At 58.4% G+C, this 23,639-nt stretch carries 23 protein-coding genes; 5 read left to right on the top strand and 18 right to left on the bottom strand.

Annotated features, from left to right (window positions below; translation table 11 throughout):
• Positions 1 to 139: 139 nt before the first annotated feature.
• From ACQUQF_RS22195 to ACQUQF_RS22185, 3 genes are all read right to left on the bottom strand, one after another.
• A complete protein-coding gene (locus ACQUQF_RS22195; protein WP_435181420.1) occupies positions 140 to 397 on the bottom strand; it encodes a HalOD1 output domain-containing protein in 258 nt (85 codons plus the stop codon).
• Positions 398 to 847: 450 nt separating this feature from the next.
• Positions 848 to 1,165 (bottom strand): DUF7344 domain-containing protein, encoded by a 318-nt coding sequence (locus tag ACQUQF_RS22190; protein WP_435181419.1) that lies wholly within the window; start codon positions 1,163 to 1,165, stop codon positions 848 to 850.
• A gap of 263 nt (positions 1,166 to 1,428) precedes the next feature.
• The gene (locus ACQUQF_RS22185; protein ID WP_435181418.1) at positions 1,429 to 2,556 is read right to left on the bottom strand and encodes an ATP-binding protein; all 1,128 of its coding nucleotides are present in this window, start codon (positions 2,554 to 2,556) and stop codon (positions 1,429 to 1,431) included.
• A gap of 139 nt (positions 2,557 to 2,695) precedes the next feature.
• On the opposite strand from ACQUQF_RS22185, the gene ACQUQF_RS22180 reads away from it, so the two are divergent.
• Positions 2,696 to 3,127, top strand: coding sequence for a hypothetical protein (locus ACQUQF_RS22180; protein WP_435181417.1), 432 nt, complete (start codon positions 2,696 to 2,698; stop codon positions 3,125 to 3,127).
• A gap of 1,362 nt (positions 3,128 to 4,489) precedes the next feature.
• On the top strand, positions 4,490 to 5,146 hold the full coding sequence (locus ACQUQF_RS22175; RefSeq protein WP_435181415.1) for an MEDS domain-containing protein: 657 nt from the start codon (positions 4,490 to 4,492) through the stop codon (positions 5,144 to 5,146).
• Between the two features lie 180 nt (positions 5,147 to 5,326).
• Here ACQUQF_RS22175 and ACQUQF_RS22170 read toward each other — a convergent pair whose 3' ends face one another.
• From ACQUQF_RS22170 to ACQUQF_RS22160, 3 genes are read right to left on the bottom strand one after another with little or no spacing between them, the layout of a single operon-like run.
• Entirely contained in the window at positions 5,327 to 5,842 is a 516-nt protein-coding gene (locus tag ACQUQF_RS22170; RefSeq protein ID WP_435181413.1) for a winged helix-turn-helix transcriptional regulator, read from the bottom strand.
• Entirely contained in the window at positions 5,835 to 6,176 is a 342-nt protein-coding gene (locus ACQUQF_RS22165; RefSeq protein ID WP_435181412.1) for a DUF7471 family protein, read from the bottom strand. Before ACQUQF_RS22165 ends, ACQUQF_RS22170 begins: the two co-directional genes overlap by 8 nt.
• A gap of 48 nt (positions 6,177 to 6,224) precedes the next feature.
• Positions 6,225 to 7,604 carry a hypothetical protein gene (locus ACQUQF_RS22160; protein ID WP_435181411.1) on the bottom strand — a complete coding sequence of 460 codons (1,380 nt, stop codon included), beginning with the start codon at positions 7,602 to 7,604 and terminating at the stop codon, positions 6,225 to 6,227.
• A gap of 101 nt (positions 7,605 to 7,705) precedes the next feature.
• Between ACQUQF_RS22160 and ACQUQF_RS22155 the strand changes: the two genes are divergently transcribed.
• Positions 7,706 to 8,959 (top strand): PQQ-binding-like beta-propeller repeat protein, encoded by a 1,254-nt coding sequence (locus tag ACQUQF_RS22155; RefSeq protein WP_435181409.1) that lies wholly within the window; start codon positions 7,706 to 7,708, stop codon positions 8,957 to 8,959.
• A 58-nt stretch (positions 8,960 to 9,017) separates the two neighbouring features.
• Here the strand turns inward: ACQUQF_RS22155 and ACQUQF_RS22150 are convergent, their stop codons facing one another.
• The 8 genes from ACQUQF_RS22150 to ACQUQF_RS22115 all read right to left on the bottom strand — a co-directional run bounded on the left by ACQUQF_RS22150 (position 9,018) and on the right by ACQUQF_RS22115 (position 16,820).
• On the bottom strand, positions 9,018 to 10,079 hold the full coding sequence (locus tag ACQUQF_RS22150; RefSeq protein WP_435181407.1) for a hypothetical protein: 1,062 nt from the start codon (positions 10,077 to 10,079) through the stop codon (positions 9,018 to 9,020).
• A gap of 417 nt (positions 10,080 to 10,496) precedes the next feature.
• Positions 10,497 to 11,732, bottom strand: a complete 1,236-nt coding sequence (locus ACQUQF_RS22145) for a PQQ-binding-like beta-propeller repeat protein (RefSeq protein ID WP_435181405.1) — start codon at positions 11,730 to 11,732, stop codon at positions 10,497 to 10,499.
• A gap of 132 nt (positions 11,733 to 11,864) precedes the next feature.
• Positions 11,865 to 12,926, bottom strand: coding sequence for an iron transporter (locus tag ACQUQF_RS22140; protein ID WP_435181404.1), 1,062 nt, complete (start codon positions 12,924 to 12,926; stop codon positions 11,865 to 11,867).
• Between the two features lie 192 nt (positions 12,927 to 13,118).
• Positions 13,119 to 13,754: a hypothetical protein gene (locus ACQUQF_RS22135; protein WP_435181402.1), complete on the bottom strand. Its 636-nt coding sequence runs from the start codon at positions 13,752 to 13,754 to the stop codon at positions 13,119 to 13,121.
• A 140-nt stretch (positions 13,755 to 13,894) separates the two neighbouring features.
• A complete protein-coding gene (locus ACQUQF_RS22130) occupies positions 13,895 to 15,238 on the bottom strand; it encodes an LVIVD repeat-containing protein (protein ID WP_435181400.1) in 1,344 nt (447 codons plus the stop codon).
• A gap of 154 nt (positions 15,239 to 15,392) precedes the next feature.
• Complete coding sequence (locus ACQUQF_RS22125; protein ID WP_435181398.1) at positions 15,393 to 15,524, bottom strand: hypothetical protein; 132 nt, start codon at positions 15,522 to 15,524, stop codon at positions 15,393 to 15,395.
• Positions 15,525 to 15,606: 82 nt separating this feature from the next.
• The gene (locus ACQUQF_RS22120; RefSeq protein WP_435181397.1) at positions 15,607 to 15,993 is read right to left on the bottom strand and encodes a DUF7471 family protein; all 387 of its coding nucleotides are present in this window, start codon (positions 15,991 to 15,993) and stop codon (positions 15,607 to 15,609) included.
• Between the two features lie 329 nt (positions 15,994 to 16,322).
• Positions 16,323 to 16,820, bottom strand: coding sequence for a cupredoxin domain-containing protein (locus ACQUQF_RS22115; RefSeq protein WP_435181396.1), 498 nt, complete (start codon positions 16,818 to 16,820; stop codon positions 16,323 to 16,325).
• A 328-nt stretch (positions 16,821 to 17,148) separates the two neighbouring features.
• On the opposite strand from ACQUQF_RS22115, the gene ACQUQF_RS22110 reads away from it, so the two are divergent.
• Entirely contained in the window at positions 17,149 to 17,805 is a 657-nt protein-coding gene (locus ACQUQF_RS22110; RefSeq protein ID WP_435181395.1) for a twin-arginine translocation signal domain-containing protein, read from the top strand.
• Here ACQUQF_RS22110 and ACQUQF_RS22105 read toward each other — a convergent pair.
• Positions 17,778 to 18,491, bottom strand: a complete 714-nt coding sequence (locus ACQUQF_RS22105) for a cupredoxin domain-containing protein (protein ID WP_435181394.1) — start codon at positions 18,489 to 18,491, stop codon at positions 17,778 to 17,780. The genes ACQUQF_RS22110 and ACQUQF_RS22105 overlap by 28 nt on opposite strands.
• A 1,139-nt stretch (positions 18,492 to 19,630) precedes the next feature.
• Here ACQUQF_RS22105 and ACQUQF_RS22100 point away from each other — a divergent pair.
• Positions 19,631 to 20,857, top strand: coding sequence for a CaiB/BaiF CoA transferase family protein (locus ACQUQF_RS22100; protein WP_435181392.1), 1,227 nt, complete (start codon positions 19,631 to 19,633; stop codon positions 20,855 to 20,857).
• Between the two features lie 49 nt (positions 20,858 to 20,906).
• On the opposite strand, the gene ACQUQF_RS22095 is transcribed toward ACQUQF_RS22100, so the two are convergent.
• From ACQUQF_RS22095 to ACQUQF_RS22085, 3 genes are read right to left on the bottom strand one after another with little or no spacing between them, the layout of a single operon-like run.
• Positions 20,907 to 21,662 carry a CoA-transferase gene (locus ACQUQF_RS22095; RefSeq protein WP_435181391.1) on the bottom strand — a complete coding sequence of 252 codons (756 nt, stop codon included), beginning with the start codon at positions 21,660 to 21,662 and terminating at the stop codon, positions 20,907 to 20,909.
• Complete coding sequence (locus ACQUQF_RS22090) at positions 21,659 to 22,537, bottom strand: CoA transferase subunit A (RefSeq protein ID WP_435181390.1); 879 nt, start codon at positions 22,535 to 22,537, stop codon at positions 21,659 to 21,661. The genes ACQUQF_RS22095 and ACQUQF_RS22090 overlap by 4 nt, the downstream gene beginning before the upstream one ends.
• Entirely contained in the window at positions 22,537 to 23,199 is a 663-nt protein-coding gene (locus tag ACQUQF_RS22085) for a hypothetical protein (protein ID WP_435181389.1), read from the bottom strand. The genes ACQUQF_RS22090 and ACQUQF_RS22085 overlap by 1 nt, the downstream gene beginning before the upstream one ends.
• Positions 23,200 to 23,639 lie beyond the last annotated feature (440 nt).

Below are 23,639 nucleotides of genomic sequence, written 5' to 3'. Positions count from 1 at the left end.
TGTGGGCCTCTCTGTTGGGTAGACGGGATGGACGCCTCCGCCGAACACCAAGGTGTTCGACTGATGGTCGGATGTCTTCATAGGGAATCTGACTCTATCCTATAAGCCGTAGGAGGGCGGGGACGTCGGCGGACAAAAGCTACTCGGGGGTTGCTGTAACCACGACTTCGCCATCGTAGGCGACCGATACATGGTGGCCATGATAGGAGAAGTTGATTTCTCCGAACACTGGCTCCCCGTCGTCGGGAGTGAACAGGTGGTCTATGGCGGCGGGGTCAATACGTTCAGAGAGTGGTGGGAGGTCAAGCGGGTCAGTATCGGATTGCTCGGCAATTAGTTTAATGATGCGCTCACTGGCCGAACACGACTCCTTCGGGCGAAATGAGCAGGTAGTCATTGTCGGAGTTTTAGGGCGGTTCTTTAAAATTACCACGGTTAAGTGTTTAGGAAATATTTTTCATTTAACGGGTTCCGTCACTGTGGTCGTGTAATAGATACACCCTCTACATTGATTGATAAAAATTCGTTACCTATATTCTGCCTTTTATTTACCGAGGTGTCCGTTGTCTATGGCACTCTGCCTTACCGGAATTGGCCACGGGAACGAGGCAGTCTTTCGCCTGTCGAGTGTTCTGCGAACCCAGGACTCGAATATGGAGAACATACTTCCTAACCTTGTGACTGTCCCCACTATGGACTGCCAACTCGGAGACGTCGGCTACACTGCCGTGAACCTTCCCATCATCAAGTTCGCCGCGCTTTGGACAGGCCTCCTGCACCGGAGTAATTCCGTCAGTGCTGGCTCAACTGCTCTACGTCGCGTTTCCCTCCGTATATGGCTATTAATCTATAGTGAGGCCAATGAGCGGTCTGTATCGCCCAAGGATAGGCCAGCAGCAACTGACTCCAGAGCCTCCGTCGCAGTCACCGTCCCCTCATCATAGGTTATGACACCAGCATCAGCCAATTTCGGCAGGTGATTATGGTGGAGCGCAATCCGAATCCGCCGTCGCAGTTGCTCATCGCCAGTGTCGTCTTCGGCTTCAAGAGCCGCAACCCGAGTAGTTAGTTGATGGCGCGAAAGTGACTCCTTGTCATTGAGAATCGCAAAGATATGGCGACGCATCGGGCGACTCAACAGGTCGAACGACGTTTCAAGGTTCATAGGTTGTTAAGGTATGCTACAGAACCAACGTGTCCGCGGCGAGTAGTTTGCAATTGCTTTTTTCGTGGTGAATAGGGTAAAACCCCGTGGCCGTTGCGCCGGTTTTGACCGTTCCGATTATACCATATACAAAACCATTCTCGGTAAATCTGCCAGAGAGGATCTTAAACACATTCCGGCAGCGCTATCTCTTCCATTCACGCCCGTGTCGCAGTCAGGGGACTCTCCACACCGACGGATATCGACCGAGCATAACCTCGGAGTCAGTTCCGGTGTACCTCCTCTTCGTCTTCTTGTTCCGGTGCAACTTGGTCGACATCTCGGAACTCGAACCGGGCACCATCCGTAGCACTTTCGGTGATAGTCCACGTCCAGTCGTATGCCTCGGCGAGTTGCGCGGCGAACGTGAGTCCGAGTCCCTGCCCATCCGCTTTGGTGGTGAATCCCACCTTCAGGACGTCCTCGCGAACGTCTTCGGGAATGCCCGGGCCGTCGTCCTCGATGTAAAAGCCCTCTTGGTCGGGCAAGCTAGCGACGCGTACGGTCACGTCCGAGCCACCGTGTTCCAGACTGTTGCGGAACAACTGCCGGAACAGGTACTGGAGATGGGCGGCATCGGCCTGCACCGTCTCTTCCGTCTCGACGACCAGCTCGCCATCGACCGTATCGGTGGTGACCGCTGCCCACGCATCGGTGGCCTGGTCCGCGATTGCGACCGGCTCGACAGCGGTTGTCGCACTTTTTCCCCGTACCGTGATCAAGAGGATGTCGATCATCTCCTCGATGCGGTCATGGGCTGTCGCGACCTCCTCGGCAGCCTGCTCGTTCTGGGGTTGTTCTTGTTGATGGTAGATTTGTGCAATTTGGAGCGGATTCCGGAGTTCGTGTGCCAGCATCCCGGCGAAACTCTCTAATCGCTGGTGTTGCCGTTCGATGCGTGCGTTGGCCTGTTCGAGCGCGTAGCTGTACTGTTCAGCTTCTACCGCCCGGGTCTGGGCCCGGGCATCGTGGAGGCCGATTCCAAGGCCGCCGACGCTGCCGAGTGCCGTCGCGATGAGGAGAGCTCGAACAGGCCGGTCGACACTCCCGCCGGGATTGAGGATAAGGAGCCCCACGACGCCAAGCATCACCCCGAGACCGCCAAGCGACCATTTCACAACGCTGGGATAGACCGTTTCATGGATCTCGGTCCGGGGGAGGCGATAGCCGGTGTACAGCAGGCCGAATCCGGGGCCAGCGATCAGGATGGTATCGATCAGGGTTTCTGCGAGCGGCTGGTCGGTGTGGGCAACCGCGATATGGAGCGCGGTGAGAAGGACAAACGACCCGCCGAGCACCGCAAGAACCCACCCTGCATGGTCCTCAGAGAAGAATTGCGATAAGGAGGCCATTACCTGATTAAAGAGCATTACAGGTAATCATGGTTGGGGTTTGTCTCAGTCCTCCCACCGCTCCTGCTCGGGTTGTAATGCGTTTATCAAAGTTAGCCGTAAATATGATTGAAGTTGCTGGATGCACTAATTGGGAGTAATGTTCGACATCACTAAGAGTCTCGCAGCCGGTGTGGTCGTACTGCTTGCGGCAGGCGGTGTGATTGCAACTGGCGGCCTCGATGGTCCTCCCTTTGATGCCTCGGCTTCTGATACGGTGGCTGGGCCGCACAATGTCGAGGCGTCGGCCAGCCTTGAATCGGGGAATGTGACTGTGCAGGTCGTGGATCAGCACCAGCATGGCGTGGCCAACGTCAGCGTAGTCGTTGACGGGAATACTATGGGAACGACTGATGAGGATGGGAGGATGGCCTTCAACCTGACCACGGCGACGGATGGTGACGATCTCACCATCACGCTTGAAGGCACGGACTTCACGGCGAGTCTCGATTATCATGTCACAGAGGACGGGACCCTCGTACTCCTTGAAGAATCGTACGAGTACTCCCGCCACCTTGAGGACGACGACTGAGTACTTGGCGTGACCGAGGATTAAGTTCCGTGTGACGTCACCTCGGCTGAACATGCGCCCTGTATTCAGCACACTTGTGACTGTCTACGAAGTCGGTCAAGAATTCTGAACGAGTCCAGTAGCGAGAACGAGGCAGTTCTGATAACGTTGAGTACGGCGAGCACCAGAATTATTCGCCCGAGGACCGCCGAATGTTGTCGTAAACCCACATCAGGCTGGCGAATTAGCTCACGCCGAGAAAGCCGTAACCATCGACTGGGATTGTCCCCTACCAGCCTTCCCGCAACGGAGTTCGGCTAAGGCTGATAACCGATATCATCACCTCTGCCATACTATACCCGTAGTATGGGAAGGTAACGATTCGACCGATAGTCCGGGTCTACGGTCGGAAGTGTCCCTCCTCGGTAGGGCCAATAGCAATTCGCCGGAGTGCAGCCACTCACTGGCTCTCCGAAGGTATTCCCCCCGGAAGCAGTGAGGGAGCGCATGAATATTCCGAAAGACGAACTTGACCAACACGACGACGAGCGAACGCTCATTGAGTAGATTGGACAACGTCGAGAGTACTTCGACCGAGCGTAAGCCCAGGCCAGTAATCGACCCTCTTCTTTCTACTATTCAATCAGTAGTTATACATAAATGTGGTGAGCAATGCGTGGTGCGGACTTTACAACCCGTCTCTTGGAGGCTGACGTTGTTCTGAATACTGACATTCTGAAGGGTTTCGGGCCGCAGATGTGACAGAACAGCTTGTGCGAACCGAATCTCACGTTGCCGAAGTGCCGACCTACCCTTTCTTCGACCAGGAGGATGCACTTCGCACAATGCCCACGGAACTTCCTTGGACGCTATCGGCAAGGAAACTCCTGAAGATAGATGCTTTGGGCCGTGGGGCTCGGTTTCTTTTAAGGGTAGAGGTCGCACGCGATCGGGTAGTCGAGGCCGGTCGTGATGATGTACCCGAATACCATGTGGCGTTTGCCAGCGATTTGGACACCGTAATCACCGTACGCGAGAATCTGGCTATTGGTGATTCACAGCCACTGAGATGTGGTGCAGGGATGGAACGTTGGCCTCGGCACAGCAGACAACCTGGTTAGTGTTGGCGGAAAACAAGTGTCAAGGTAGATTCTACCCGGATTATTATGATCGAGGCGATGATTTTCAGGTAACCGTGAGTTTTTAGCTTTCCCGTACCTCGATACAGTCACTAATGATTGGGAGCTGGGCGGTTGACAATATGACGACATTGATTTCTAGGACTGTCCTTGCTACGGGTGATTTCCGCGACTCTCTCCCCAGGCAAAAAGACGGTGTCGTCGTAAAACCAGGACTTCGATGCATACACCTGGAGGGGTGTTCATGAGCGAGCGCGTTGGACAACCTGCCGACCAGTCGTCGGCCACCCCCGATACAGGATTCGAAGTCCTGCAATCAACCGTCGAGTTCCGCGGCCCGGTCGAACCACTCCACGGACACGAACAGAACGACCATTTTGCACTTATCTACGATGAACAGGCCGAGCAGTTCGCAACCGTCATCCCGTACATCAAGCAGGGCCTGGAGCGCGGTGAACGATGTCTGTACATCGTCGACGAGGGCGTGATTGCCGACAGCCAGCTCGAGACGATTGCTGACGCCGCCGGCGGAGATGCTCGGGTTGCGCTCAGTATCCTTCGAACTGCCGCTCGGCAGGCGCAACGCCAGAACCTCACCGAGATTACGGACAGGGTCGTCGAAATCGCGGTTCCAGAAGCCCGCGTGGAACGCCACGAAAAAGACATCGAGACGCTCACCCACCACCAACGGACGCTCTACCAGATCATCGAGGAACACGAGGCGATCTCGCCGAGCGACCTCTACGAGAAGTACGAACAGCACGTCGACGACCCGAAGACCAACCGGACAGTCCGCAACTATCTCTCGAAGATGGACCAATACGACGTCATCGAAGCGGCGGGAACCAGTCGCGACCGGACGTATCGGTCTGTCTCGGAGACGTTCGACCATATCGAGTAGGCGACCGGCTTTGCTGCTCTCCGCCACATCTGCTTGTAATTACTATTTCCAATATGCGGATTAATCGAAGCGTAGACCGGCGGAGGCGGTTACTGCATCGGCTACTAAGTACGCGATGACGAACGACGCTGAAGTAGAGGGAAGCCTACTGTGCCATAGGAATGCTTCAGATGGAGGCGGTTACTCACCGAGTAACTGGTCGACGAGGCGTTCGAACCGATCGACGAGCCGCGCTGGTAGTGACGGTTCGATAGTGTTCAACAGTTCAACTGTCTGCTCTGGCTCGGTGAGTTCGAGTGTCACGCGGTTGCGGTGGTCCCGCTGCTTGTGGACGATGTTCTGTTCGACGAGGTGGTCAAGATGCCATTCGAGGGTGCTTCGAGCAATTCCAACTCTCTCGGCCACTTCGCTCGGACTACATGGGCTGTGTTCTAAGAGATCGAACATCACATCGCGCGCCGTCTCCCGCCGAGCGAGCGCAAGGACACCTCGTTCCCACTCGCCGATTTCCGGCGGATAGTAGTGGGTCTTCCCGTAGTATTCCGCTTGCACGACGGCGTCCTCGGTGCAGAGCCGTTGGATGTGATACTGCACTTGTCCCGGCGCTAAGTCGAGATCGCGGACCAGCGCGTTGAAATGCTGGCCGGGATGGGTCTCGATGTGTGATTGAAGCCGGGTTCGAGTCGGATTACTCATGCGATATACCCTCCGTCGTCCCGCCACGAGTGATACTCCGCGCGTAGTACACTGCCCCGATTACGAGCGCCGCCATCGTGACATCGAGCCCATGTTCGAGCAGATGATGCGTCGCATCCCCGAACACCCCTGTCATCGAGGCGACCGCCACGATCGTCCGGGCGAATAGCGCGACCAGTGCCAGCGCAATCAGGAAGTACGACCGCGACTGACGGCGCGTCACCGTCGCGAGCGCGAGTCCGACGAGCACCGCCGTGACGATGCCTGCAGCCGTGAGTACTACGATCAACCACGGATCGGCAAGCGCACTCGCCACCTCATGTTTTCCTCCCATGTGCTTTCTGGAAAGTAGGAACTCGAGAGACGTGAATCTGGTGAGCGGTCATCCGGAGACGACCGGCCGTGAGATAATCCACAACGACAGTACAGTGTAGCCGATCATGACCACGACTAACGGCAGGTGGGCCCGGCGAGCGCGGGCAAGGGGTTCATACCGGTGGACGGCAACTTCGTGAGCGGCGACCACGGCCACGACGTGGCCGACGACGATGAGGAGCACTTGCGTCCCCCAGAAGACGGGGAGCGATAACCAGCCGAGCAAGCTTACGGTGGCTTGGTCCTGCCCAACTGCGTGAAGTCCGAGTTCGAGAGCTTGCGCAAGGTTACGAAGCACGAATGGGTAGTTGTGTGCGAGTTCGTAGGCGACCGCAATCGGAACCACAGTCGGCGCGAATGCCCGCGCAGTTGCGATGGCCGACCGTTCAGTGACATTTCCGAGTCGTTCGACAGCCGCCGCAGCACCAACGAAGCTGAGCACGAACCCCACGAAGCCAATGATATACAAGATCACCCCGGTTAGCGCCCCTGTGGTGAGCACATCGCGGACTGCGAACAGGAGTTGTTGGTACTCGGGTGTATTCGTGAAGCCGTCAAAACTCACCGTGTATACCATCGCGACGATGAAAGCGAGTATACCTGGTTCTGCGACTGACGACGAACACTCCTCCCAGGGAAAGCGCGTTTCCAAGACATACTCGTCGTTCCGCGCACGGACGTGAACCGGCGCGACGCGTCCGAACTGCCTATATAGTACCTCGAACACGTCGGCATGTCGGAACCACGCCCGCCCGAAGAGAGTACCACCGAGGACCATCACAACTGCATAGAGCGCGACGAATCCCACCGTGAGACGGGGCGATCGCGGAATGACAGTGAGGTTCTCAATGACACCCACGACAACAACGAAGCCGACAACAGCAGGCCAGACGCCCAGTGGCTCCGGATACACACGGAGTCTGACGCGACTCCCTTCGAAGAACTCAAGAACCGCATGGGCGCCCCGGCACGGCGAGAGCGCTCGCCACGGACTTCCGACGAGAATCGAAACGAGCCCGAGCCCTTTCAGCCAGAGTGGCCAGACGAAGACAGTTGCGACGTTTTCCGCGGCGACCTGCCGTCCGACGAGCCCCCGAATGACCGCAAAGACGACGACGGCAGTGAATCCAAACCGCCTGACGAGCCGTATCCCCTGTATCGTCTCGGCAGATAGCCGACCGACCGTACGAGTCTCGGTCGGCACAAGGTCCTCGCTTCGACCCAACCATGCCGCTGTAAGGCCAACCGTTGCACCAGCGCCGAGAAAAAGGACCGTGAGCGGGAGAGGCGAATCGAACCGGGTCCCGCCAATATCATGGGCGGCAACGACGTCCACCGCTGCGACGACGAACGCGACGCTGAGACCGATTCGGCGCGCCCAACTCATACGTAAATACCGAGTCGTCGCATGGAAGTAGTTGGTGGTCTGCACATCGAATCCGTCCGTTGTATCGCTACTCTTTATCCGCCCGACTTCCAACTCCGGATATGCGCCTGCGGACAGTCGTGGTCATTCTCGGAGTCCTCGTTGGCCTACTCGGAGTGGTGGCGTTCGGTCTCGGCGCCTTCGGCGGGGAGACCGTGACCCTCACGACGGAGTGGGTGAGCGAGACGGGTCGAGAGGTGACCGCGAACCATCACGCAGTTGCCGCAGGGCGACCACAAGACCAGGGAATGGTATACGCGCCCGTAAGCGGACGGTCCGACACCACCCAGTGTGCGCTCTATGGCCTTTACGCTGTGAACGGGACGACCGCATGGCAGTATCAAGTACCAGCGGCCAACTGTACGATTCACTCCGTCGCGGATCCGACGCTGGCGGATTACGATAGCGACGGCACTGTCGAAGTGCTGGCTGGCACGACCGAGCAGGCGGTGATCGCGTTCCACCCCACGACCGGTGCGGTCGAGTTTCGCCACAACCTGAGTTCGTACGGCTACACGAAGCCGGTCGTGGCGGACTTCGTCGGTGACGACGCGAAAGAAATCATCGTCGTGGACGCTCACGGCTCGGTGTACGTGCTCCGGCCGAACGGCTCGGTGGTCTGGTCGAAGCAACTCGGGCGGTACACGTGGGGCCAACCGGCCGTCGCGGACTTCGACGGCGACGGCGAATCGGAACTCGCGGTCGGTATCGGTGGAGAGGGCGACCTCTATCTCTTCGAGCAGAACGGGACGATCGCGTGGCGTCGAACCGACCCCTTCGGCGGGTCGATTACATGGATGACGACGGGGCAGGCCGACGAGGACACGGCGAAAGAGATTGTCACTGCAACGCCCGCGGGCGGCGTGACGATGTTCGACGGTAAACGGGGAACCGTCGAATGGGAGCACGATTTCGGACGGTTTGCTGCCGTCCATGCGTTCGGCGATGGTGACGGAGATGGCTCACCGGAAGTGTACGCGGTGGCCCGTGATGGGAAACTCCGGAGCATCGCGGCCGGGAGTGGGGAGATCGAATGGACGACCACGCTAACGACGGCAGACGTACAGATGATGCCCCCACCATCACTCGCCGACGTGGACGGCGACGACTCCCCGGAGCTGGTTGCCGTCACGAACGACGGAACCGCCGCCGTCGTGAATCCGACCACTGGGGACGTGCTGGCGCACTACGAACGCGACGTGCCTATCTTCACCCATCCGATTCTTGCAGATGTGGACCGTGACGGTCGTGCAGAGGCGTTCGTCATGTACGGTGACGGTCGAGTCGTGGCGCTTTCGGCCTCACAGAACAACTGACTTCGGAAAATGCGAAATATCGGGAACACTACGTTAGCGTGTTGACTGAGTGGCGGTTTTAGGACGAGGTGGCCGGAACCTCGCAGTTGACTCGCGTACCGCGGCTCCCTGTTGCCCGCAGGAGACTTCCCGTCAGCAACAGAACGCTTGCTGCAAAAAAGAGTCCGCCAACTGGTGACGACGGGTCCATAAACGCCCAGTAGACAGGGGTAGCAGCTGCGCCGAAGATCGCGCTGGTGATTCCGTACATCGCGGGGGCACAGCAGCAACACGCCGTCGCGCCGGTAGTCGTGAGCGTGCCGGCCAGCGCACGAGTCGACGCGGTGTCGTCTGCTCCGTCCCACTGTACGGCCACCACGGCTGCATTCAATCCGATCAGGCCACCGAGAAGCCCGAACAGGAGAAGCGTCCCGAGCGAGACCATCCCGGCCAGTGGTATCGACGGCAGGTAGAACTCGACGGCCGGCCAGTAGACGAGCGGCCCTGAAACCGGCAAAGTCGTCACGAATCCCTCAGTACGCATTCCAGCACTGGTGTCCGGATTGATGGACAGAGTGCCCGCGGAGAAGGCAAAAAAGACGCTGAACAGCACAGCCGAGATCATGCCGACGGCTCGTGGAAATCGCTGCGATACGACTGTCCGAAGGACACCGCGTGCATCGTGCCAGAGTATGTACCCAATCGAGAGGGGAATCGCCGGGACGAGCAGGTACCCGAGTGGGTGCAATACCCCTTGGTTCGGAAGCAGCGCCGGATACATGATCCACACGCCAAGGAGTATGCCGAGGCCGAGGTACCGCGGTTTGCGCGGCCAATATATCATCCCCAACACCTGACTTCCGAGCATGACCATCGACCCCACGACGAGACTCGCAATGGGATACCACTCGGTTAATTGCGGGCCAGTCGCTGCGACCACCTGTATTTCGACGAGGCCGATTCCACCGAACCCTCCGATTCCAAATCCGGCAAATGCCCCCAGAATCCCCAATCGACCACTGATAAGCCGGCGACGGACTGCGACTCCGCTTCCGATCACGATGCCAAGTCCAAGGACGACGAACAGAAGGAGAATCGAGTGTGGTGTCCCGGCGTGGGTCGTCCCTTCGTGAGCTGCCACCGGACGAGCGACCGAGGTACTACTGATAACCGCCACAGAGAGGGTCATTAGCCGTCCCCATAAAGAGCGAGTTAGCGACTGCTCACCGGATGTCAGCGAGAACGTCCGCATGAGTTCATACATGGAGAATCGACGCATCGCTCCGTCGAAGCTAGTCTTCTCATGCACAAGTTGTGACGTAGCTCTCCGACATGCAAAGTGGCTTTGGTACATACGTCGAAAGAGGAAGGCAATCGGCTCAAGACCGGCAGCGGATAGCTGATTCTTCTTCGTAGAATCCGGTTATAGCCAGAAAGAGGGATAGCCCGATTGCGGAGTGAAGCGACCGTAAATTACTCGGAGGGAAAAGCGCTAATCGTTGAAACTCAGGGATTTATCCGGGAAGTTCGAGGAAGTCCGATTCCGTTCCCGAGTTCATTAACCGACGGTGAGGACGGCGACACTCCCATCGCCGTAGATGACGATGATTTCGTCCGCGGGGTCGGCGTCGAGGTTCTTCAGACGGGGGTACTTGTTAATCGGGACTTCTCGCTTGTACGTCGACTGAATTTCCCCCGTTTTCGGATCGACGACGGAGACGACGCCCGCGTTACTGACCGCGACGAGTTCGGACGCCTCGTCGCCGTCGATGTCACCGAGCGTCGGCGGCGGCCCGACAATCGACTCCTCCGTGGTGAGTGTGGTCGCCCACTCGACCGTCCCGTTGCTCGCATCGAGGCTGCGAACAACTCCATCGCGGGCAGCTACGTACACTTCTGCCTGCCCATCGCCGTCTCCGTCGCCCAATGAATGGACGGTCGCGCCGGTCGCGTCGAAATCGCGGCGCCACTGGACCGCGCCGTGTGCCCCGTCGAGGGCAATCACTGTCCCGCTGAACGTCGTGAGCACTATCTCCTTCGGTGAGTCCTCGTCTGCCTGGCCGGTCGTCATCCATTTGGCGGAGGTCACGTCGCTCAGATTGGCTCGCCATGCGGTGCTCCCGTTATTTTCGAGGAGGACAACCGTGCCTTCTATTTGACCGATCACCAGTTCCGGGGCGCCGTCAGCGTCGAAGTCGGCGATAGCTGGCTGCCGGACCCGGGCGTCGGGAAAGTTCCGACGCCAAATCTCGGTGCCGTTCGCATTCAGTGCGAACACGCCCCCGAGAAGGTCTGCGACGATGGTTTCTGGTGCCTGTGTGCCAGTGAAGTTCGTGACGATGGGCTTCGAGTAGCCGAGCGACGTAAGCTGGTGCACCAACTCCTTCTCTCCAGTCCGGAGGTCATACCCGACGAGTGTTTTCTGACTCGTCGCGGCGATGATTTCGAGGCGTCCATCTTGGTCATAGTCGGCGATCGTCGGATCGGAGATGGAGTGAACGGTACAACTTGATTCCGGAAGATCCGCGTGCCACCGCTCGGTCCCGTTCCCGTCCAAAACACGTAACCGACAGTGTTCCGCCTGTCGACTGTTGAGCGGGACCGCAACGAACGTCTCGCCGTCGACAGTCACGCCGGTCGGCGAGTGGTGGTTCGATTCGAGACTCCACTGTGGGGTACTCACCCACTGTGCGGTCAGTTGCTGTTGGGTGTCCTCTCGGAGCACGCTGTAACCAATGACCGAACCTAATAGGAGAACGATGATGAGGAGACTCGCCCCCATCCGGAGACGCATACCGTCTGTACAATAATGTAGTCGAAAACTCTTGTGCCCCCTGGCATGTCACACATCGTGATTCCCCTACATTGTGTGGTGTAGTCCCTTCAGGTGGTCACGGATTGTCCATCGTGGACAACTGCTAAGTGATTATCTTACTGATATCTGAATATTAGACATCTGGATAAATGCTGTTTCATAACCTTCGTGACGCGCAACCTGCGGCGGTGCTTCGACTGATATAACGAGATCGTCGCCCGATTCGACGCCCTCGACGCCAGCCCCGTAGTGGTACCCGATTTCGGTGTCGAGCACAGGTTGCAGGTCACCATTGAACACTGTCTTTCCGTCTCGGATTAACTTCCCCGACAACCCCATGAACGGGAGTGGGTAGCGGTTGTACGGCGTTCGGGGTGAGACGGCGAGATACGATTTACTATTAGAGACAAAATGGGGTGTCTGATTCGTGGTAACTGCAACAAACGTGGCGTCACCGCTCGTTCCCTCACCGAGATTCGTCCCCGGAAGGTCGTTCGGCTTCGGAACCTGCGAGACCGGCATCATCTGCATCTCCATAGGTTTCACAGCGCCCTTCGTCCCCTGCTTGTCGTTGAGTTGTTTGAACATGATGTCGTTCTTCGTCGACGCACTGTACTCGATTTCCACATCTATAGATGTCCGCTCACTAAAAGCACTTTGGAGCGTTCCCATCCGGCGAGCCTGCATTTGGCCGATGTCAAGTTTTGCAGTGTACGTACCGTCACCGTCGAGCGACATGTTATCACCGAAGTGATACCCCATGTTCTGAGAGAGCATCGGCCACAACGACCGAGAGTCAACCTCTTTCCCGTCTTTCTCGATTGTTGCCGAGACGTTCGCGGTTGGGAGGACTGTTTTTGTTTCTGAATCCCAGAGACTCACCATGAGGTGGACATCGTCGTCATTTTGGATGGTGACCTTGTTCGTGTTCGTACCGGTTATGGTCCAAAACCGGTGGGGATAGCTGTACATCACGCCGGCTTTGTACCGACCAGACCCACCCATCCCAGCCATTTCCATCCCTTCAATATGCGTTGGGAAGTAGACTGCATCCGGTCGATTTTCAACGACAGGTGGCGGTGACATCGCTGATCTTGTCTCAAAGATACCGATACATCCTGCAAGTCCAGCAATACCGACCGTTCCTGCACGAAGGAGATCTCGTCGCTGCATTAGAAAGGAGTAGAGACCATAGTTCAATACGGATTCTGGTACGTCCCTCGAAATTACTGGTCGATTCAAAGCCGTCTCATGGACTCATCGATTGCTTCCACACCGTTTTCTCGGACATCGGCCAGATTACGGCTGAATCACTATCGATTGGCTCTCATCAAAGAAAAATAACTAAGGAGAGGGTCTGCTCCATTAGCCGGACGTAGTGAGTGCAGTGATTAGCCGCCGAAATAATTCGAACAGTTCTCTCTCGGACGCCTCGCTTTCGGCGTCTCTCGTGGCCGTCCCGGTCCCGTAGATTCTGACGGAATCGACACCAGCGTATCCGTGTTCGCCGGATTCATCGCGTTCCCAGTACAACCACGCTGTTTCCTCTCCGCCGTCGAGTCCCGTTTTGGCGACCGGGAACGTCAACACGAGCGCGTCGTGGCCGTCGCCATTCTCACCCTCCACCGTCATGACCTCGCCATCACCAACTGGGCGAGCACCCTCTCCATCGTCGAGTGCGAACCGCGAGCCGAAGCGATACCGCACGGCTTCGGCTGTCGGATCGAACGTCTCGCGTTCTCCGTCTGAGTTGAGGAACTCGGTCGGATGCACAGCGACGGCTACGGATTTGTGTTCGTCTAAATCAATAAAGTTGGCCTCGTTTTTGGGCTGAATGTCGATATCGAGTCGAACGGGAAAGTGTGCCGCCGCGACGCCGCTCGCTGCGGCGATCACAGTCACTGAAGCCGCGGTCCCGAGCGTCCCTCGAAGGAACCGTCGCCGAGTCTGAGACTTGAATATCGCTTTACTGTCTCGTGCTGCCGGTTTCGTTTCTCCCATGCTCCCAGATAGAGCTACCGTCGGTACGCTATTCGTGATTCTGGTTCATTTCTCGTAACGGTCGGCGGCGGTCTCACGATAACGCTCACCTCAAATGAACAGCGTCGGAGATAATCGTATAGCCCGTATCCATTATCGAGTCAATACGTCGTACTTGAGGTCGTCAAACCGGGCGGATTTTGCTGTTGTCCCCGTCGATTCGGGAAGAGGTAGACGCCGCCTTTCCCATCGTTCTGCTGGCCCATACTACTGGCGAGGAACGTCTCCTCGGTTGCGAACTTTGCGGTCCAGAACGCCGTCTCCTGTGGGTTGCGCCACCACGCTAACTGTTCGGGGTTGCTCGGGTCACTGATGTCGTGAATCTTCACCCCGCCTTGATACCACGAACTGAACAGTCGGTCGCCGACGATGTCGAAGTTGTGAGACGTCGTCCACACGCCCTCGGTCCCGCGATGGCCGCATTTGTGACAGCCTCGGTGGGCGTAGCCCATGCCGTACGCCAGCGTCCGGATCTGCTTGCGGGTCGGATTCGGTGTCGAGGGTGGCTGAATCGTCGAGAGCTGGCGTGGCGCTTGTGGCTCGGAGATATCCCAGAGTTCAATGCCGCTGGGACCGCCACCCTCGGTCTCCGAAACGTCCCACGATTCGATGCCGACCCCGAGCAGCGACGCATCGTCGTTCACCGTCACGTAGTGGTGGTTGCCCGGCGGTTCGGTCACCTCCGTGTTCACGTCCCCTTGGGGAACGCTGGCTAGTTCCTCCAACGGTCGATTCCCAAAGTGGTTCACGTATTCGGGATTTTTGGGATCGCTTACATCGACCAGCCAGGTTCCGGCGTCCCACTGCGCCAGATACGCGCGGCCGTCCTGGACCCATACGTCGTGAAGCCAGCGCAGCCAGGGATCGGCGTCCGCCCACGCGTTGTTCACGTCGAGGATTGACCACCGGCCGACCTCTTCCGGCTGGTCCCCGTGGACATCTACAATGACCAGCGGATTTTCACCCAAGTTATTGCCGGTCAGATACACGAGCCCATCGCGGACGAAGCAGTTATGAATGGAAAAGTCGGTCTCATAAAACGCGAGTTGCTCTGGGTCCGTCTGGTCGCTGACGTCGTATAAGAGAAACCCATTGAGTTCGTGACCGGGGTTGGCTGGTCCGGCGACGACGAGGCGGTCCCCCTCCACTTTCAAATCCCAGATCTCCTGTAGTGGACCGTTTTCTCGGTCCGCGAGGAGCGAACTCCGCTCGGCCATGACCGTCGGATTGGTGGGCGTGCTGATGTCCAACGTTGCGAAGCCTGTAGTCGTTGCGACGAAGCCTGTCTTGCCATTGTTCCCGACGACTCCTTCCTTTGCATTTGTGATTGAGACGCTCCCGAGTGGTTCGTAAGACGCCGATTGCCCGGCGGTGGCAGTTCTTGAGTGAAGTGCCGGAAACGAAAGGGCAGCGGCAGTGGCCGTGAGCATCTCCCGTCGATTCATGCTACTCAGTAATGGTTGGTACGGTAAAGCGAATTCTGGTTCGGGCTTCGAACTCGATTAGGAAGACCGCACCAGGCCAACTGAGAGACCACCCGACCTCGCGTGCGTTGCTCGCACACGCCCCAAATTAAGACGTGCAGCATTTGAGGGGGAGTCACTCGCCGAGTAACTGATCGACGAGCCGTTCGAATCGATCAACGTGTGTCTTGCCGTAGTACCCCGCTTGGACGACGGCGTCTTCCTTACGGAGCCGCCGGAGGTGATACTGGACCTGCCCCGGTGCCAAATCGAGTTCCCGGACGAGCGCGTTAAAATGGTGGGCTGGGGGGTTTCGACGTACGACCGCAGTTTCGTCCGCGTGTCGGTGGTCATGGAGACGTTCGTTCCGTGGTACCGCGTACGATTTCCCGAGCGTAGTAGACCGCCGCGATGACGAGCGTCGACATCGCAACGTCGAGCCCGTGTTCGAGCAGGTGGTGAGCCGAATGGCCGAGCGCACCCATCATCGACGCGATTGCGACGACCGTCCGAACGAACAGCGCGAACAATGCCAGCGCGACTAAGAAGTACGACCGCGAGCGACGGCGCGCCAACGATGCGAGTGCGAGACCCGCAGGCACAGCGGTGATGAGTCCGGCAAGCGCGAGCATTGCGAGTAACCACGGGTCTACAAGCACGGTCGTTACCTCGTGGGTTCCTCCCGTGTGAATCTCCTCGACGCTACGTCCTCGACTGCCGTTAGTCGTTCGACCCATCGATACGTCGCTAGAAACGACTAGTCGAGAGATAATCTACAACTACAACTAGAGACTGTCCGTCGTGTCTGTCGAAATTCGAAACGCGCTCACAGTTACAGAGATTTCCGTTGTCTGTCGTTTTCGGAAAGTATGCTATCTATCGTTTTCGTAATTCTACTGCAATCCAAACGGCGATGAAGAGGTATTCGTGAGGTGCAGTAATGGCCGAGTTCTGCCTCTTCAGTCGCTGAAAACGATGGTTTAATACGTTTCAGCGAGGAGTTCGCCAACGAGAAGTTTAGTTGGGTTGAGTGGCGTTCGACGATTCAAGCGTGCCTCAAATGGTTTTATACGAGAAGTATCTCACCCCGCATCCGCTTCGGGTGGTACTCGCACTTGTAGCGTGCCATCTTCTGGCTGGCCGTGAACGTCATGGTTCGGGTTGCGCCCGGTTTCGTAGCCGACTCGGTGGCTGTAATGATGTTCCCGTCGGCGTCGAGGATGAGCAACTCGTGTTCCGCTCCGTCCATGTTGATCCACGTGAGTTCGTACGTCGTCCCCGACGTCAACGTCAACGTCGGGTTCTCCTCACCCTCAATCGCATTGGGCACCAACCCGTACCAGCCGTCCACCTCGCCGCCGAGGATGATCGGTTGCGCATCCCCGGTGGCGGTGTTGGTCTCCTGACCGCCCGTCTCCCCGCCGGTCGTCGTCTCGCTGCCCGCAGTCGTGGTCTGGTCCTGCGCACCGGCCAGCGTGCCGAAACTAGCGAGCGCCCCCGTCACACCTGCTACTTTGAGCACGTCCCGTCGCCGTGTCTTTTCCGAAGAGTCGTCTTGAGCCATTGGAACCCCCGTTAGACCGCCAAGAAGAAGTGGAAAAAGAGTTCTGGCTCGGACCTCGAAATCCCTGTCCGCCGTTGGTTTAGGGCAACGACCACATCAGAACTCATTGAATCCTTCTTAACGACAGCACCGTGAACAACATGCCATACGTTATCTTCTCCAGTTCTACTCGGTAAGAAGCGCTGAGTTCCGGTTTGCTGGTAACGGAAGTCTGCTGATACGCAAATGCTTCTGATGCGCAGTGTCTGTATAGTGTGTCGGCCATTTTCGAGGATTGAGCCAACTGTCTTTTCCGTAATTGGATTGTCGGTGACTAACGGGGGTTTCAATGACACAGCAAACGTCCCGCCGTCGCTTCCTGAAAGCGACGGCTGCAACGGGCGCGCTGGCTGGATTAAACGCTACAGTACTGGCCCAAGGCCAGAACGAAGAGGTCATCCTGCTCGGTGGAAAAGTAGCCGGCTGGCAGGGCTACCGCTTGCCGGGTGAGGCGACCGCGACTGGATCGGCGAATCCGACGTTGCCTCTCAACGCGGGGACGACCTACACGTTGATGTGGCAGAACTTGGACGGTATTGCGCACACGTTTGCCATCCAGGATGCGGAGGGCAACAACCTCAAAGTCCTTGAACCGCTGTCGGTCCAGCCCGACGTTTTTCAGCAGATTAACGAGACCACCGAGAACCAAACCGTCTCGCTCGATATTAGCGACGGGAATGTAACCGGCGTGACGACGGGGAATCAGACCGGCGGCAATATGACCGGTGGCAATGCAACGGGCGGCCAAGAGACGACGCTCGAATCGCTCGTTGCCGTGACCCAAACCGTGTCTGAGCAGGGGGCCGTGCAAGGCGTCCGGTTCACCGCCGAGGAGAAGATGGCTCAGTACATCTGTACGATTCATCCGAACACGATGGTCGGTGATATCACGATGGAGACCGGGGGAGCCGCTGGCAATCAAACTGGTAACAACAGCTCGATGTAAGCCCCGGCCTGTCGCTGGCCGACCTCGTTCTTTTCACCGAAGCAGTCCATCACCCTGTGCATTATCTCGTAGCGGCTATCTCGGCCCCATCCGCAGATATTACCGCGCCGACTGGGCAGTCCTTCCTCAGAAGAAGAGTCATGCGGGTTTATTGGTCGGTGTTGAACGGGAACACCGGCTTCTAGGTGAAGTGCGGGTCGCCCTCGGTGTATGGGGCCATATTCAGGTTCGGGTTTTTGATGGGCGGGCGTTCGAGCGGCGAGTGCTTCAGCATCGCCTGCACTCGCTTTTTGAATATCTTCTTCTGCTTCGTGGTGTTCGGGAAGACGACACCTACCCCGGACAGCGAAATGGTGTTGTTCATGTTGTACAGCGAGTACCAGTAGGAGTCCCCCGTCGCGTCCTGCCATGTATAGGCGGGTAGCCGCCTGGGTGGTCTGGCCGCTCCCGCCGAGTGCGATCTGCCCGTGCATCGAGTTGGGGTGGACCTGGCAGAGGTACTCGTCCATCTTCTCAGTGGCCGTGAACGTCAGCGTCTGAGTCGCTCCCCGCTCGGAGACGATTTCGGTTTTCTTCAGTACGGTACCGTCTTGGCTGAGGATGGCGAAGTTATGCGGTGCGCCGTCGAGATTCTTCCACGTAATTTCGTACCGCTTGCCCGGTTGCAGGTTCAGCGTCGGGTTCACCGCGCCCTCGATCTTGGGCGGCGCTCGTCCCTGCCAGCCACTGACTTTGCCGCCGAGTTTGTAACTCGTCGCTACGTCCTGTTTCCCTCGCTTGGCCGTTTTGTCTCATCCGGCAGCGAGTCCACTGACACTGCTGACCGCTCCGGTCAGCGCGGCAGTGTGCATGGATCGTCGTCTCGTGGTCCTTTCGTCGCTTCCCGTTCGGCTTGCTTCGTTGTTTGTCACTGTTTCAAAACCCCCATTGGTCGTATCGGCGTCCCACTGATAAACGGCAAGCAGGTGTGAAAACTCTCCACACGACCGCAGCGGAGTGCGGTCAGATAAGACCATCCGAGGGTTCGCACTCATTTTTGGTGAGAGCATCCGAACCCAACAGTCGTGGTTTCAGTCGCCCTACCGTCGATTCTCGGAGAGCAGACGACCACAACAGCAACGCGGACGACCGAGACACCGGCACGTTCGAGACGACACGTAACGAGGGCAGGCGTGACTATCCTCGGTGCTGGCCAATCGCGCAAGCGGCACCCCGACTCCATTCTGCGTCCACTGAAGGACGCCTGTCGGTGTCATCGGGGGTCGGTGATGGTCGCCAGTGGTTTGCAATATGCTCTATACCTTAGGCTCTCTTTTTCGATGATTGGGCCAGAACCACTTTTGGAGCTACTGTGTCAGATTCGGAGATGGGTGATTAGGGATGCATAACAGACGGGTACGTGTCTTGAGTATCATCTGTCTCTTGGTCGTGGGCTTGACGGGACCGCCAATCCAGTCCGCTGCTACACCGATACCGGATCAAGGTGAACTAACCGAGCTCTGGGTGCAAGGGTCGGACCAAAATCTCGCGTTGAACCATCACACGCCCGACACCACGTACTTCCGGGGCGAGTCGTACGTCGCCGTCCCGATTAACAGTCGCCACGGCAACGTCTGCACACTCATGCTACTCGACCGAGAGGGGAATATCCGCTGGCGGCACAGTCTCCGACCAGACCTCTGTAATATCCACTCGTTCTCCGACCCGTTGATCGCTGACGATGATGCTCGAAGAAGCGATGATATATCGGAACTAGACGGTGACCCTGAGCTTTATCAGTAATTCAGCGTATTGTTATCACGATGCACGCTACCTGGGGGAGACCATGACTGGCGAAGCGCGCGACCCTGACGGTGATGAAGGGCCGCTCTCAGGACTCACCGTACTGGATGCTTCACGGGTACTTGCAGGACCGTTCTGTGGTATGCAGCTCGGTGACCTTGGCGCGGATGTCATCAAGGTCGAACGCCCAGACGGAGGCGATCAGACCCGTGGATGGACGCCGCCCACCTATCGCGATTCCGACGAGGCTGCCTATTATCTGAGTATCAATCGGAACAAGCGCTCGGTGACCCTCAACCTCACCACCGATGCCGGTCGAGAAGCCTTCCGCACGCTCGCAGCCGATGCCGACGTGCTTCTCCACAACTACAGAGTTGGCAAGATGGCTGAGTGGGAGCTTAGCTACGACGATCTACGTGACCGCAACCCGGGGCTCGTGTACTGCCACATCACTGGCTACGGCGAGTGGGGTCCGGACCGAGATCGGCCAGCCTACGATCTTATCATGCAGGGTGAGGGTGGCATGATGAGCATCACCGGTGAGGAGGATGGGCCGCCCGTCCGCGTCGGTGTGGCTATCACCGACCTTGCGACGGGCTACTACGCTACGCAAGCGATCCTGGCTGCGTTGTTCAAGCGAGAGTTCGGCGATGGAACGGGACAGAAGCTCGATCTGAGCCTGCTTGACTCCGCGGCGGCGCTCAACACCTACGCCGCGATGTTCTACTTCGCCACCGGCGACCCGCCCGGCCGCCGGGGAGGCAAGATCAAGAACATCGTTCCCTATCAGGTGTTCCCGACACAGGATGACCACGCCGTCATCGCCGTCCCTTCTGAGAACCTGTGGGCGAACTTCTGCGAGGCGTTAGGCCGGGAGGATCTGGTCAACGATGAGCGGTTTGCGACCAACGACGATCGCGTGCGGAACCGAGATGTTCTCGAACCGTTGCTAGAGGACGAGATCTCTGACTACACGACTGAGGAGATCGTCAAGCGGATGCGAGCTCACGATGTCCCTGCGACGCCGATCCATGACATGGAGGACGTCTATGACCATCCGCAGATCCGCGCCCGTGGGATGCGGGCCTCGGTCGACCATCCCACCGCTGGAGAGGTCGAGATGCCGGGCGTCCCGATGCATTTCTCCCAGACGCCTGCCAGCGTCCGTACTCACCCGCCGCTCTTGGGCGAACACACCGATGAGGTGCTCGAAGAATACGGCTACGATGCCAACGATCTCGATCACCTGAAGCAGAACGACGCCATCTGAGTTGGCTCTGAGGAAGAGTTCCGATCGTCATCCATCTTGACCAGCGTATCTACCTTTCGAGTGGCTCGAGATCGGCGAACCCTGACCGTCGAACCCGGTCCGGATCGACGTGCTCCATCAGCGCCAGTTCCGATTCATCCGGTGGGACCGTCCGCCCAGGGTCGTCGAAGGTCACTTCCCAACCGGTACGCTCACGGACTGTCTCACGTGAGATACCGGGATGGAGCGAGACGACGCGCAGCTCCCCGTCACGGCGTGCGAACTCGCAGAGCGGCGTCACCAAGTACGTGAGGTTCCCTTGTGCCGTGGTGAAGTCGACGTCCGCAGGAAGCGAGCGTGCGCGGTGTTCCGTACGCCAGGCCCACGCCTCGTCTACGAGCGAGAGCAGCGATCCGCTCCCACCGCCCCCACCGAACTTCACCTTCGGTTCGTCCCAGGAGCCAGCGACGGTGTTGTTCAGCCGACCAAGCCGGTCGACCTGCGCACCACCGACGAACATCACGTCTACACCGCCCCGGGCAGCGAGATCGAATGCCTCCGGCGAGGTGAAGTGAGCCGTTGCACCCTCGAGCAGGTGCGCGCTCTCGGTCGAAACTGGCGCTGCCTGGGGCCGGCCGTTCACTGCCCCCGACGCACTCAGATGGGTGACGTCGTCGCGCTCGGAAGCCATGCGAAGTGCAACTGTGGGGAGGGGTGACGCGAATCCCTGGAATACGGTCTGCTTTGTGGCGAGTCGACGAGCTATCGCCGCCGTCATCACCTCGGCAACTGTAACGTCGGCGTCCGGGGACGGGTCACTGCTCATAGGTCGACCTCCAGGGTTGCCGCTGGGTCGCTACTCCACTCGATGGTCTCGGCAGCAGGCACTGCACGTTCACGGTAACGCTGCTCATCGTCGCCGAGATACTCTGCGAGGTAGTCCTCGAGGTCGCCCTCCCGCGACCGTTCGAGGTACGTCCGGAGATGAGCGGCATCGTAGTCGTAGGTTCCTGGACAGCTCGTGGGATGAGCCCCGTAGGGCACCTCGGCGACACCGTCGACAAGGAACCCCGGGATATCCGTCTCGCTGGGGGTATCAGCGAATGCCTTGGTCTCGACGATCTGCTCGGTCGTGACGAACGTCCGGTCGGCCGCCTTCGCCACCAGGTTCTCGGTGAGATCGGCACCGTCGAAACGTGCGTTACCGTCGCTGTCAGCCTCCGTGGTGTGAACGACTGCGATGTCGGGTTCGACCGCTCGAACTGCTGTGATCGCCTCGCCGGTGAACGGATCGTCGACCGAGTGGAAGGCGTCGTTCACCTCGAGCAGATCGCTCCCTGTGAGCCCTGCGACAGGCAGGAAGGGGACGCCCTGTACAGCACCACGGAACATCGTCGCCACGGTGTAGCAGGTGCCTTCTCGGGCGTCGACCGCTCCGTCTTCGACGCACTGCCGGAAGTTCGGTGCGAGTCCGAGTCCCTCGAACCCGACGTAGCCGTAGTGCACCGCCGTGGCATGGCCGGTTCCAGTTGGTAGGTCGACGTCCATCGAGTTCGCCAGGCCCATCAATGTCACGTCCGAGACGTCCTGGCGGACGAGTTCCCGAACGAACGCCATCGGCGCCCGGTGGAGCGTCTTGCCCGCGAGAGCGATCGTCGCCCCGTCATCAACACGTGAGACGAGATCGGCGACCCCGGTCATCAGTCATCCACCGAGGGTTCCAACGTCACGTCACACTCGACGTTCGTGTATCCCGATTGGAACCGCTCTATCTCCTTCTCCTCTGGGTTGAACGCGTGGCGCTCGATGCAACCCACGTCGGCGCCGAGGAGATGGACGCTGACGCTCGGTTCTGTCGACGTCGTCGTCACCGAGTGGATATCGTTGTTCGGCGGCACCAACTCGTAGAAATCGCCCCGTTCCATCTGTTCCGTCCGGATCTTCTCGAGTTCGGCATGTTCGTCGTCCGGATGGTAATGGTCGTCGTCGTTCACGCGACGGTAGAAGTCCTCGCGCTGTCTGCCGCCGTAGATACCCACAAGCCCCCATGCAAGGTGATCATGGACGGGAGTCTCTGCACCTTGCGGAAGTACCAATGTGAACAGTGCAAGATCGTGGCCCTCGCGGTAGAGCAGCCACTGGGCGATATCCTCACCCATCTCTCCTTGGTCTTCGTAGTCATCGGGTGGGAGGTTCTGGTACATCTCGGGCAACCAGCTGTCGTCGGTCAGCAACTCCTCGAACGGTTCCTCCAGGTCAGCAAGGAGCGGTTCGACCTGTTCGTGCTCGTCAGCGGTCGTCTTGACCGTTTCGATGAACGAACGGATACGTTCGTTGTCGACGAAGTACTCCTCCTCGGCCATGCTCGGAACATTCACCATGATATATCGTAAAGATTCGGGACAGCACCGATGGCATATACAGCGCTGCTTGTGTGGTGCATCCGAACCCGAGAGTCCATCGATCATCCGATTCGGGGATGTGTCCGACCTCGCTTCCGACCTTGTATGGTTTGTCCACAGGTACTTCACGAGTCTGACGCGCAGTTAGACGTTCCCTCGGAACGCCAGTGGAAGCTACTCGGCACGCTATTGCGGCCACCGATACGGTGATGCGGAAAGCGGGAGAACCTCGGCCGACCTCATCTCTCGGGATCATCGACACGAAGAGGGGACACTCGTTGGCCAAGAGCGGCGAAGATGAACGGCGATACTGGGTCGATTCGTTCGACCGGATCAGAGGATAGGCAGGAGGGGTCGAAAGGTACGGATATCCGGTCCAGGTGACGGACCTACCAGGAGGA

Source organism: Halorussus sp. AFM4 (assembly GCF_051194995.1).
In the GTDB taxonomy this organism is placed as follows: Archaea; Halobacteriota; Halobacteria; order Halobacteriales; family Haladaptataceae; genus Halorussus.
The sequence above is the reverse complement of the archived record's forward strand: the minus strand, read 5'-3'. Positions and strand labels throughout refer to the sequence as shown.

Coding starts and splice junctions, on each gene's coding strand:
- ACQUQF_RS22115 (WP_435181396.1), bottom strand. CDS start 16,820: ATGGCTCAAGACGACTCTTCGGAAAAGACACGGCGACGGGACGTGCTC.
- ACQUQF_RS22130 (WP_435181400.1), bottom strand. CDS start 15,238: ATGAATCGACGGGAGATGCTCACGGCCACTGCCGCTGCCCTTTCGTTT.
- ACQUQF_RS22155 (WP_435181409.1), top strand. CDS start 7,706: ATGCGCCTGCGGACAGTCGTGGTCATTCTCGGAGTCCTCGTTGGCCTA.
- ACQUQF_RS22195 (WP_435181420.1), bottom strand. CDS start 397: ATGACTACCTGCTCATTTCGCCCGAAGGAGTCGTGTTCGGCCAGTGAG.
- ACQUQF_RS22145 (WP_435181405.1), bottom strand. CDS start 11,732: ATGCGTCTCCGGATGGGGGCGAGTCTCCTCATCATCGTTCTCCTATTA.
- ACQUQF_RS22085 (WP_435181389.1), bottom strand. CDS start 23,199: ATGGCCGAGGAGGAGTACTTCGTCGACAACGAACGTATCCGTTCGTTC.
- ACQUQF_RS22135 (WP_435181402.1), bottom strand. CDS start 13,754: ATGGGAGAAACGAAACCGGCAGCACGAGACAGTAAAGCGATATTCAAG.
- ACQUQF_RS22140 (WP_435181404.1), bottom strand. CDS start 12,926: ATGCAGCGACGAGATCTCCTTCGTGCAGGAACGGTCGGTATTGCTGGA.
- ACQUQF_RS22165 (WP_435181412.1), bottom strand. CDS start 6,176: ATGGGAGGAAAACATGAGGTGGCGAGTGCGCTTGCCGATCCGTGGTTG.
- ACQUQF_RS22100 (WP_435181392.1), top strand. CDS start 19,631: ATGACTGGCGAAGCGCGCGACCCTGACGGTGATGAAGGGCCGCTCTCA.
- ACQUQF_RS22095 (WP_435181391.1), bottom strand. CDS start 21,662: ATGAGCAGTGACCCGTCCCCGGACGCCGACGTTACAGTTGCCGAGGTG.
- ACQUQF_RS22110 (WP_435181395.1), top strand. CDS start 17,149: ATGACACAGCAAACGTCCCGCCGTCGCTTCCTGAAAGCGACGGCTGCA.
- ACQUQF_RS22160 (WP_435181411.1), bottom strand. CDS start 7,604: ATGAGTTGGGCGCGCCGAATCGGTCTCAGCGTCGCGTTCGTCGTCGCA.
- ACQUQF_RS22185 (WP_435181418.1), bottom strand. CDS start 2,556: ATGGCCTCCTTATCGCAATTCTTCTCTGAGGACCATGCAGGGTGGGTT.
- ACQUQF_RS22170 (WP_435181413.1), bottom strand. CDS start 5,842: ATGAGTAATCCGACTCGAACCCGGCTTCAATCACACATCGAGACCCAT.
- ACQUQF_RS22180 (WP_435181417.1), top strand. CDS start 2,696: ATGTTCGACATCACTAAGAGTCTCGCAGCCGGTGTGGTCGTACTGCTT.
- ACQUQF_RS22090 (WP_435181390.1), bottom strand. CDS start 22,537: ATGACCGGGGTCGCCGATCTCGTCTCACGTGTTGATGACGGGGCGACG.
- ACQUQF_RS22120 (WP_435181397.1), bottom strand. CDS start 15,993: ATGGGTCGAACGACTAACGGCAGTCGAGGACGTAGCGTCGAGGAGATT.
- ACQUQF_RS22190 (WP_435181419.1), bottom strand. CDS start 1,165: ATGAACCTTGAAACGTCGTTCGACCTGTTGAGTCGCCCGATGCGTCGC.
- ACQUQF_RS22175 (WP_435181415.1), top strand. CDS start 4,490: ATGAGCGAGCGCGTTGGACAACCTGCCGACCAGTCGTCGGCCACCCCC.